This is a genomic window from Bathymodiolus azoricus thioautotrophic gill symbiont, from assembly GCF_001298715.1.
Lineage (GTDB): Bacteria > Pseudomonadota > Gammaproteobacteria > PS1 > Pseudothioglobaceae > Thiodubiliella.
The window spans coordinates 1-10,682 of the sequence record NZ_CDSC02000330.1; the positions used below are offsets into that span (position 1 = coordinate 1).

The 10,682-nt window shown below is 38.3% G+C and carries 10 protein-coding genes and 2 pseudogenes; 2 read left to right on the plus strand and 10 right to left on the minus strand.

Going from position 1 to position 10,682, the window contains the following annotated elements:
* A partial coding sequence (locus tag BAZSYMA_RS06510; protein WP_143243129.1) for a DUF4389 domain-containing protein occupies positions 1 to 261 on the plus strand: 261 nt, incomplete at its 5' end.
* Between the two features lie 4 nt (positions 262 to 265).
* Here the strand turns inward: BAZSYMA_RS06510 and fabB are convergent.
* The 10 genes and pseudogenes from fabB to BAZSYMA_RS06560 all read right to left on the minus strand — a co-directional run bounded on the left by fabB (position 266) and on the right by BAZSYMA_RS06560 (position 9,981).
* Complete coding sequence (gene fabB / locus BAZSYMA_RS06515; RefSeq protein WP_090716900.1) at positions 266 to 1,483, minus strand: beta-ketoacyl-ACP synthase I; 1,218 nt, start codon at positions 1,481 to 1,483, stop codon at positions 266 to 268.
* Positions 1,483 to 1,993, minus strand: a pseudogene (gene fabA / locus BAZSYMA_RS06520) (bifunctional 3-hydroxydecanoyl-ACP dehydratase/trans-2-decenoyl-ACP isomerase). The gene fabB and the pseudogene fabA overlap by 1 nt, the downstream one beginning before the upstream one ends.
* Positions 1,994 to 2,039: 46 nt before the next feature.
* Positions 2,040 to 3,197: an O-succinylhomoserine sulfhydrylase gene (locus tag BAZSYMA_RS06525; RefSeq protein ID WP_090716902.1), complete on the minus strand. Its 1,158-nt coding sequence runs from the start codon at positions 3,195 to 3,197 to the stop codon at positions 2,040 to 2,042.
* 27 nt (positions 3,198 to 3,224) lie between these two features.
* Positions 3,225 to 4,742: an amidophosphoribosyltransferase gene (purF, locus tag BAZSYMA_RS06530; protein WP_090716904.1), complete on the minus strand. Its 1,518-nt coding sequence runs from the start codon at positions 4,740 to 4,742 to the stop codon at positions 3,225 to 3,227.
* 10 nt (positions 4,743 to 4,752) lie between these two features.
* Positions 4,753 to 5,601 (minus strand): CvpA family protein, encoded by an 849-nt coding sequence (locus tag BAZSYMA_RS06535; RefSeq protein ID WP_090716907.1) that lies wholly within the window; start codon positions 5,599 to 5,601, stop codon positions 4,753 to 4,755.
* 50 nt (positions 5,602 to 5,651) lie between these two features.
* The gene (locus BAZSYMA_RS06540; protein ID WP_090716910.1) at positions 5,652 to 6,854 is read right to left on the minus strand and encodes a bifunctional folylpolyglutamate synthase/dihydrofolate synthase; all 1,203 of its coding nucleotides are present in this window, start codon (positions 6,852 to 6,854) and stop codon (positions 5,652 to 5,654) included.
* Entirely contained in the window at positions 6,842 to 7,282 is a 441-nt protein-coding gene (locus BAZSYMA_RS06545) for an FxsA family protein (RefSeq protein ID WP_090716912.1), read from the minus strand. Before BAZSYMA_RS06545 ends, BAZSYMA_RS06540 begins: the two co-directional genes overlap by 13 nt.
* A 5-nt stretch (positions 7,283 to 7,287) precedes the next feature.
* Positions 7,288 to 7,952 (minus strand): annotated as a pseudogene (gene trmB / locus BAZSYMA_RS06550) (tRNA (guanosine(46)-N7)-methyltransferase TrmB).
* Between the two features lie 5 nt (positions 7,953 to 7,957).
* On the minus strand, positions 7,958 to 9,214 hold the full coding sequence (locus BAZSYMA_RS06555) for a tetratricopeptide repeat protein (RefSeq protein WP_090716914.1): 1,257 nt from the start codon (positions 9,212 to 9,214) through the stop codon (positions 7,958 to 7,960).
* A complete protein-coding gene (locus tag BAZSYMA_RS06560) occupies positions 9,211 to 9,981 on the minus strand; it encodes an exodeoxyribonuclease III (protein ID WP_090716917.1) in 771 nt (256 codons plus the stop codon). The genes BAZSYMA_RS06555 and BAZSYMA_RS06560 overlap by 4 nt, the downstream gene beginning before the upstream one ends.
* 23 nt (positions 9,982 to 10,004) lie before the next feature.
* On the opposite strand from BAZSYMA_RS06560, the gene pyrE reads away from it, so the two are divergent.
* On the plus strand, positions 10,005 to 10,643 hold the full coding sequence (gene pyrE, locus BAZSYMA_RS06565) for an orotate phosphoribosyltransferase (RefSeq protein ID WP_090716919.1): 639 nt from the start codon (positions 10,005 to 10,007) through the stop codon (positions 10,641 to 10,643).
* The last annotated feature ends 39 nt before the right edge of the window (positions 10,644 to 10,682 follow it).

The following is a 10,682-nucleotide window of genomic DNA, read 5'->3' on the forward strand; positions in this document are numbered from 1 at the left end:
AATGTTAAAGAAGATTTAAATCGTTATTTGCCATTAATCAAATGGTTGTTGGCAATGCCACATTTTTTAATGCTGTCGGTTCTTGGGGTGGCGGTACTCTTGTTATTGCCTATAGTTTGGCTAATTATTTTGATGATAGGAAGAATGCCAAAAAAACTATTTAATTTTTTGGTTGGGTTGATGCGATATAGCTTAAGAGTAAGTGCCTATTCGGTATTATTGATTACCGACAAATACCCATCATTCAGTTGGAAAGAATAGCGCTTTATTTCTTGAACTTTTCAAACACCAGACAAGCATTTGTACCACCAAAGCCAAAACTGTTTGACATCACTCGATTGAGTGATTGTTTGGTAGTTGTTTGAACAATTGGCATGTCTTCTGCTGCTTCATCCAAAGTATTGATATTGACAGATTCTGCCATAAAATCATTTTGTAGCATAAGTAGTGAATAGATTGATTCGTTAACACCAGCAGCACCTAATGCATGACCTGAAAGTGACTTAGTTGAACCAATATTTGGAATATTATCACCAAACACTTCTTTAATAGCACTAAGCTCTTTGGCGTCGCCTACAGGCGTTGAAGTACCATGTGCATTGATATAGTCAATTGGACCATCAACGGTTGAAATAGCGAGCTCCATACAGCGTTTAGCGCCTTCGCCCGATGGTGCAACCATGTCATGACCATCTGAAGTTGCACCATAACCTGTTAATTCGGCAAGAATCGTTGCCCCACGATTCTGAGCATGTTCTAAAGATTCCAAAACCAATGCACCGCCACCACCAGAAATTACAAAACCATCACGGTCTGCATCAAAGGCACGAGAGGCTTGCTTTGGGTTTTCGTTGTATTTGGAAGATAGTGCACCCATGGCATCAAATAGCATGGTCAGTGACCAATCTAGCTCTTCACCACCACCAGCAAACACCACATCTTGCTTACCCAGCTGAATTTGTTCCATAGCATTGCCAATGCAATGTGCACTGGTTGAGCAGGCAGAACTGATTGAGTAATTAATACCCTTGATTTTGAATAGGGTAGAGAGGCAAGCAGAAGTCGTTGAACCCATGGTACGCGGCACACGATAAGGGCCAACACGCTTAATGCCTTTCTCTCTTAAAATGTCTGCAGCTTCCACTACATTTTGATTACTGGCGCCACCAGAACCCATAATCAGTCCTGTGCGTGGGTTAGAGACTTGTGCTTCAGTTAGCCCAGATTGTTTAATAGCCTCATCTAATGCAACAGCATTATAGATAGCAGCATCTGCCATGAAGCGTTTCATTTTTCTATCAATAATTTCGCCAGAATCTATTTCAGCGATAGCACCAGATACATGTGAACGAAGCCCCATATCTGCCTGAGTTTCATCAAATTTAATGCCTGATTTAGCAGTTTTTAAGGAAGTTAAAACTTCTGCACAGTTTGCGCCTAAACTAGAAACAATCCCCATTCCTGTGACAACAACTCTGTTCATTACATTTTACTAGTATCAGTGAATAAACCTACTTTTAAATTGGTGGCTTCGTAGATAACCTCACCATCAACTTCCATCGTTGCATCAGCAACGCCCATATACAATTTTCGTCGCAATCACGCGAGATAAGTTAATTCTGTAAGTTATTTTTTTAGCACTTGGCAGTACTTGACCTGTAAATTTAATATTACCTGATCCTAGTGCACGACCACGACCAGGGCCACCTAGCCAGCCTAAATAAAAACCGACCAGTTGCCACATAGCATCAACGCCTAAACAACCTGGCATCACAGGGTCGTCATTAAAATGACACTGAAAAAACCATAAATCAGAATTAATGTCTAATTCTGCAATAATTTCACCTTTGCCGTATTCACCACCTTCGCTTGAGATATGAGTGATGCGGTCAAACATCAGCATTGGTGGCTGAGGTAATTGTGCATTGCCGAGGCCGAATAATTCACCGTTGCCACATTTCATGAGTTCTTCGTAAGAAAAAGAGTTTTGCATAGTTTTTGTTTGTTAAATATTTTTTGAGAATTATACCCGATTTAGACTAGATTTTTATATCTGCTGTTAAATCATCGGTGTCTTCTAGTCCTATTGAAAGGCGGATGAGTCCATCAGTAATATTGGCATTGGTTTTTTCTTCATCGCTTAGACGACCGTGTGTGGTGGTTGCTGGGTGAGTAATGGTAGATTTTGTATCACCTAAATTAGCAGTAATAGAGAATATTTTAGTGGCGTTAATTAGTTTAAACGCTGCCACTTTCCCGCCCTTAACCTCAAATGATACAATACCACCAAACCCTGATTGTTGTGTTTTTGCAAGCTGGTGATGTGGATGAGAGTCCAAACCTAAATAGTGCACTTTTGTTACTTGTGGTTGGTTTTCTAGCCAAGTTGCAACTTTAAGTGCATTTTCACAATGTGCTTTCATTCTAAGGCTAAGCGTGTCTAAACCTTTTAACACAATCCATGCATTGAAGGCACTTAGACTAGGACCTGTTGCACGAGTAAAACCAGCTACTTTTTCAATAATTTCTTCACTGCCTAATACCGCACCTGCTAGACAGCGCCCCTGCCCATCAATATATTTAGTGGCTGAGTGGATAACGATATCTACCCCTAATTTGATGGGTGTTTGTAGCGCTGGTGATAAAAGTGCATTATCCACCGCCAATAAAATATCTGTGACTCGGCTAATCTTACTCAACGCAGTAATATCTACCACTTGGCCTAATGGATTAGAAGGTGTTTCCAATAAAAATAATTTTGTATTATCCTGAACAGCGTTTTCCCACTGCGATACATCACTTAAATCAACATAACTAATGGCAATATCAAACTTGCTAACAATGGTATTGAGTAACACGATTGAGGTGCCAAACATATTACGCGAAGCCACAATATGTTCACCCGATTTAACCAATGCCATAATAGTGGCAAAAATCGCCGCCATACCAGATGCAGTTGCTACGCAGGCTTGCGCACCCTCAAGTGCGGCTAATTTTCTCTCAAAAGCATCAACTGTAGGATTGGTAAAACGCGCATAGATGTTACCAGGCTCTTTTTTGGCAAAGCGAGCCGCCGCTTGTTCTGCGGAGTCAAACTTAAAACTGGAAGTTAGAAAAATAGCCTCAGAGTGCTCTTGCTCGTTAGTGGTTTGATAGCCTTCGCGTATCGCTTTAGTGTCAAATTGTAGGTCTTTCATGTTATGTAGTAATCGTCAAAATAATGCCTATTCTACATCATTACAGATTAATTCTGAATTTGCATTGGTATCATTTTGTTGTTTAGCATCATCAGAGCGTAAATCTTCAATACCTTGTAAGTAGTTTTTATCAACATCACCGGTGACATATTTGCCGTTAAAGCAAGAGCAGTCAAATTCTGTGATGTCTGTATTACCTTGTTGAACACACCAAATTAAGTCATCTAAATTTTGATAAATAAGTTTGTCAGCGCCAATGGCTTTGCAAATTTCATCAGTGTTTTTATTGTGTGCAATAAACTCTTTATTACTTGCCATATCAATGCCGTAAACATTAGGATAACGCACTGCAGGGGATGCTGAGGCAAAAAATACTTTTTTAGCGCCAGCATCACGCGCCATTTGCACAATTTGCTTACTGGTAGTGCCACGTACGATAGAGTCATCAACTAATAGAACATTTTTACCTTTAAATTCAAGTTCAATAGCACTGAGTTTTTGGCGCACAGATTTTTTTCTCTGTTTTTGCCCAGGCATAATAAAAGTGCGCGTGATGTAGCGATTTTTGATCAAGCCTTCGGAGTATTTCACCTTGAGTTTTTGCGCTAGCTGTAGTGCTGATACTCTCGAAGTATCTGGAATTGGGATAACCACATCAATTTTTTCACTAGACCAATCTTGTTGAATTTTTGCTGCTAATTTTTCACCCATTCTAAGGCGTGATTTATAGACTGAAATATTGTCAATCACCGAATCTGGGCGAGCAAAGTACACAAACTCAAATATACACGGTGAATATTTGCTTACGCTTGAGCATTGTTGTGTAAAAATATTGCCTTGTCTATTAATAACAATTGCTTCACCAGGTGCAATATCTCGAGTAATTTTATAGCCTAATGCGGTGAGTGCGACACTTTCTGAAGCAAGCATATATTTAGTACCCCCATTCGTGGTGCGTTTTCCTAAAATAAGTGGGCGAATGCCATTTGGGTCACGAAAGCCAAAAATACCATAACCTGGAATCATACCAACTGCCACATAAGCACCACGCACCCGTTTGTGCACTTGAGTAATTGAGGTAAAAATATCCTTTTCATTAATGCGTTGTTTTTCTAATTTTCCTAATTCGCTAGCAAACACATTTAGTAGAATTTCAGAATCAGAATTGGTGTTGATATGACGCAAGTCTTGTTCAAATAATTCTTGTTCTAATTCTTTAGTATTGGTAAGATTACCGTTATGTGCAAATGCAATGCCGTAAGGTGAATTTACATAAAAAGGTTGTGCTTCTGCGCCAGAAGAACTGCCTGCAGTTGGGTAACGCACATGTCCAATACCCATATCACCCAACAGTCCAGCCATATGCTTAGACCTAAAAGCGTTTCTAACCAAGCCATTTGATTTGTGCATATAAAAACGACCTTTGTGAGAGGTAACAATACCCGCAGCATCTTGTCCACGGTGTTGAAGAATGGTTAGCGCATCATAAATATAAATTGCTGTGTCTTTTTTAGTAGTAGATAAAATTCCAACAATGCCACACATAAGTTATTTCCTAATTTTTTTTGATAAATAATAGATAGTCTGCTAATTCAGGTCTAATGCTTGTAGCCATATCTTGAAAGGCTTTAAACAGGCTTTGAGACTCAATCCAAAAAACTTGTTTGGATATAAAGTCAATATTTTGCAATATTAAGATGAGCGCAACAATAAGCACAAAGCCCTTGAGCAATCCAACAATAGCACCCCATATTTTGCGCATCGGGGTACTAGTCTCACGCGCATTGAGTGTAACACCAACGCTATGTAAGCCATTTAAAATAATTCTAAAAAATGATGCCAAAAAGCAAGGCTCATGTGAACTGATTGAAATATTAAATATATGTTTTAGCAGTAAAGCAGTGCCAGTAATAGCGGTGAATATGAGAATAAATGACAGTTCAATTCGCAGTGCAATATCACTAACAAAATATGCCATCACCTCAGAATTAGTAAAAGAGCTGGTGCAATGCCAGCTGGCAAATAAGTTGAGTGTGAGAAGCACTGATAAAGCAAAAAGTTTGTTGAGTGTGCAAGGGCTTTTACCCTCTGATGAAATGGCTATTAACTTATACATTCCTATTTTGATTGCTAAAACAGCAACAAAAATAATGCCAAAAGCAACAGCAAGTTGCGATTGGTGAGAGTCTAGTGACCATCTAATGATTGCCAGATGGGAGAGTTTTTCATAGAACAACCAAGCACCAAAGACAGCAACTATTAAAAATAATAAGTTGACTGCTTCTACGACCAATCCACGCTTAATGCCAAGCCCAATAAAGACAAGCAAAATTATCATTGTTAGCCAATCGGACCAAACTAACAATCCAATTGTTTCGTTAATATTTGCGCTAATTTCTTCCATTATTGTTTTTGTAGTTGTTTATGGGCGATTTTACAAGATTTTATCATGCATTATCTAAGCACTTTGAGTGCATTGGCAACAATGTGAAAAGAGCCAAAGATAACAATACGCCCAACTTGTTTGGTGTTAAACGCATGATGAATTGCCGATGGCATATCGTCGCAAACTTTGATTTTGCTTGATAAACTAAATTTTTTTGTTAAATCTTGCATAGCGATTGCTCGACTAATTTGCAAAGGAGGTAACAACCATTTATCAACAAGTGGCGTCATAATATCAATCATTGATTTGATGTCTTTATCCTGTAGTGCAGAAAAAATAGCGATAGTCGGCTGTTTGTTTTTCTTAAGTTCATCAGCCAAGGTTTGGACTGCCGCTGCATTGTGTGCAACATCCAATACAACAGTTTTGTCATTAATGGTTTTGACTTGGAGGCGAGCCGATAATTTGGTTTTTTCAATGCCTTGAGCGCGTTGATTTTGATTGACAGAGAATACAGGTTGTAATCTATTAACCGCTTCAATAGCAAGTGCAGCGTTGGTTTGTTGATGCTTGCCTGACAAGCCAATATTACCAAGATAAGGCGTATCAACAAAGCTTAGCAATGCGCCACAATGCTTGGCATATTGGGTAATTGTGCTTGGTGGGTTCAAATCACCGCAGATGCATGGGATATTTTTACGCATAATGCCAGATTTTTCCAAACCGATTTTTTCACGCGTGTCACCCAAATAATCGATATGGTCAAGCTCAATGTTAGTAATCACAGCCACATCGCTATCCACCACATTGACAGAATCAAGTCGCCCTCCTAGCCCGATTTCTAACACGGCAATATCCACCTTTTCCTTGGTAAAAATAATGAGTGCTGCCAAAGTAGAAAACTCAAAATAAGTTAAAGAAGTATTGCCCCTCGCTTGTTCAATTGTTTCAAATGCTGTGCATATTGCCTTATCGCTAATTTGCACACCATTAATTACAAAGCGCTCATTGTATTTAAGAATATGTGGCGAGGTAAACTTAGCAACTTTGATATTTGCTTGTTGATAGATGTTATCAATAAAAGCAATGGTTGAGCCTTTGCCGTTTGTTCCTGCAACTGTGATGACTTTAAAAAGCACACCTTGCGGGAAGAGTTTTTGATAAATTTTTTGGATGCGTTCCAGCCCTAAATCAATTTCTTTTGTATGCAAGTTTTCTTGGTAATTTAGCCAATCATCCAGTGTTTCAAGAGCGTCTTCTAGTCTTCCCAAAATTCACCTTCAATGGTGTCATCGTTTTTCATTGTCTTTTGCCTCTCTCTTGGCTTTTGTGTTTGCGTTGTGGTGAAAACTCGGTTGGCATTTTTCTCTAAAAAATGCGTCAGAAAAAATGCTCGACTCCAAGGCGCCAGCCCCAACAAACCAATAGTATCTGTGATAAATCCAGGCGTTAAAAGCAATATACCTGATACCATAATCACCACACCCTCCAACATTTCAAAGGATGGATTGTTTCCCTGAGCAGCCGCTATTTGTACTTTTTTTAGTGTAGAAAGCCCTTGTTGTTTTAATAAGTAAGAACCGATAAATGCCGTGATAATAACCAGCAAAACCGTATTGCCTGCACCAATCGAGCTACCGACTGTCATCAGTACATATAATTCTATAAGTGTTGCAATAACAAAAATTGGAAATAGCATGTTAGTTACCTATTAGTAAAAATTAAATCCCAAACGCCGTGTCCTAATTTATTACCGCGTTTTTCAAACTTGCTCAAAGGGCGAAACTCAGGTCTCGGGGTGTATGTATGGGCGCTTTGAGTGTTTTTAAAGTTTTTATTTGCCTCTAACATTTCCATCATCTGCTGCGCATAATCTTGCCAATCCGTTGCCATGTGGCAAATACTACCAATTTTTAATTTTTTAGTTAATAAACTTAGAAAATCTTGTTGTACAATTCGGCGTTTATGGTGTTTTTTCTTGTGCCAAGGTCGGGAAAAAATAACTGAAATCTAGCCAAAGAATTATCGGCAATATTATCATTTAAGAACTCAACTGCGTCACCCCTCATCACTTTCAAATTACTTAGCTGCTTGATATACGCACTATTAATCAAGCGCCCAATCCCCGCTTCATAAACTTCAATGCCCACATAATTTAACTCTGGGTTTTCCTGTGCCATTGCCACCAGTGTATCGCCATTGCCAAAACCAATCTCTAATGCCACATCATTATTATTGCCAAAAATCTTAGCAAAGTCCAATACACCTTGTGGTTCAATCGCATAATCATCCCACAACTCAGTCAATCCTTTTTCTTGCGAAGCAGTCAGTCTGCCAGAGCGTTTAACAAAACTTTGGATTTTTCTCATGGAGTTTAATTGTTAGGCTTATCAAAAGTTTTGAAAAATGTAAGTGCAGATTCTAGTGTCGCTTTACTGCTAGTTTTAGTGTTAATCCATTGCTCAATTTCACGCCACGACCAATTGTTAAAGTGTATGCCTTTGTATTTATCCTTAAAGTTCTGCTTCTGCTTCTCATTAAGCAATTGCTTTGTTGTGTCAATTTTTTTGAGTGTGCTCAACATGTCGAATTCCATCATCGCTTGTCGATTGTTGGCAAAGTTATGTTGAAATTTAACTAATAAATCTTGCTCAAAGGCTTGATTTTGAACCAATGACAGTTCAAATAAATTAATGTAAGTAATTTTAAAACTAGGCTTAATCTTAATCGCTTGTTTGTAAGCCTTGATGGACTCGTATAGGTTGTTGTAGCTTTTAGTGCCATAAGCATTATCTTTATTGTAGTGTAGTTCATAGTAAGAATTTGCGATACTGTAATACGACATGTAATCATCAGGCTTGATTTTAACAACTTTTTGATAGGCTTCAATAGCTTCTTGGTATTGACCTAATGCCATGTTGTTAAATCCTATTTCTTCATAATTAATAGGATTTTTTTGATCAAGACTTGCTGCTATTTGATAAGAGTCAATAGCTTTTTGGTGTTGCGCCATGATTTCGTAAGTACGCCCTATTCTAAAATAAATTTCAGCAATTAAATTGTTGATATCGGTAGCTTTCTGGTAAGCATCAAGTGCTTTTTGATGTTGTTTTAATTTACCGTAAATAATACCCATATGGTAATACGAGGAAAATTTTGGTTTAATTTCAATAGATTTTTTGTGCATTTCAATCGCCTTGGTATTTTTGCCAAGTATTTCTTGAATTACACCCATGTTATAATAAAAATCCTGATTATTAGGCATGATTTTGTTGGCGCGTTGATAGAGTTTTAAGGCTTTTTTGTATTGTTTTTTCTTGAAATAAATTAGACCAATATTGAGATAAGAGCTGGGATTTTTAGGATTAATTTCAATAGATTTTTCAAAAGCATTCATTGCCTTATCTTGTTGTTTAAGTGCCAAATAAGAGACACCCATTTGATAGTATGCCTTGTCGTTATTGGGCTCAGTATTTAAAACTTCTTTAAAAACACTAACAGCCTCTTGGTATGCTCCCATCTGATTGTAAGTAGTGCCTTTTATATAAGGCGTAGCCACAAGTTCCCCATCCCCTGGTAAGGATAAAGCACCGTGTGAGAAAATTAACAATATGACTATAATTTTTTTCATAATTGATACTCCATAATAAGTGGCGCATGGTCTGAAAATCGTTCATCTTTATAAATATCGGCGCTTTTAACCGTGCCTTTGAGATTTGGTGTGAGGATTTGGTAATCAATGCGCCAACCGACATTATTTGCCCATGCTTGTCCACGATTACTCCACCAAGTGTATTGGTGTGATTCTTGATTAACTTCACGAAAGCCATCGATAAAACCGACTTCAAAGAATAAGTCATCTAACCAAGCGCGCTCCTGTGGCAAGCAACCTGAGTTTTTCTGGTTGGCTTTCCAGTTTTTAATGTCTCTTTCCTGATGCACGATATTTACATCACCACAAATAATTACCTTGCGACCGCTTGCCTTAAGTTCTTGTAAGTAAGGCATGAATCGCTCAGTCAAAAATGCCATTTTTAAATCTTGGCGTTCTTGTTTGGCGCTGCCTGAGTGTATATAAATTGAAATAACCGAAAAATCTTTAAAGTCAGCTTGAATAAATCGCCCTTCAAAGTTAATATCATCCCACGGGCTTTCTTTAATGATTTGAGTGGGCGCTTGTTTGCTGAAAATTGCCGTGCCAGAATAGCCTTTTTTCTCGGCGCTTTGGTAATAGCAATGGTATTCTTTTGGATAAAATCGCTCATCCAACTGGTCTTCTTGCGCTTTAATTTCTTGCAGGCAAACCACATCTGCATCTTGAGTTTTTACCCAGTTAAAAAACCCTTTTTTCTCAGCTGCGCGAATGCCATTAACATTAGCCGTTATAATTCTCTTCATTAAAATAATTTTATAGGAAAATCATGGAGCAATACCAAAAAGACTTTGTAGATTTTATGTTAGAAATTGGCGCATTAAAATTTGGAGAATTTACATTAAAATCTGGACGCATTAGCCCCTATTTTTTCAATGCAGGTGCGTTTAACATGGGTGAACATCTTTCAAAATTAGGCAATTTTTATGCACAAGCGATCCAAGCAAGCGGACTAGAATTTGATGTATTGTTTGGACCTGCTTACAAGGGTATCCCATTGGCCACCGCAGTCGCTATGGCACTCAACGACAATTTTAATAAAAATGTGCCCTATAGTTTTAATCGCAAAGAAGCCAAAACACACGGTGAAGGTGGTGATATTGTCGGACATCCGCTAGCAGGTGATATTCTAATTATTGATGATGTCATTACCGCTGGCACTGCGATCCGTGAGGCGATGGATATTATTGATGCAAATGGCGCTAAAGCCAAAGGTGTGATTGTTGCCGTTGACCGTCAAGAAAAAGGCAAGGGCGAGACTTCAGCCATTCAAGAAGTTGAACAAAATTTTGGCATTCAAGTATTAAGCATTATTAATTTATCACACCTTGTTGACTACTTAAAGCAAGGCAGTGACCAAGCACTCATCAAACGCATTGAAACTTATCGTGGTCAGTACGGGGTTTAATTCAAAACAAAGTTTTGTGTGGCAAACCAAAGAACAATC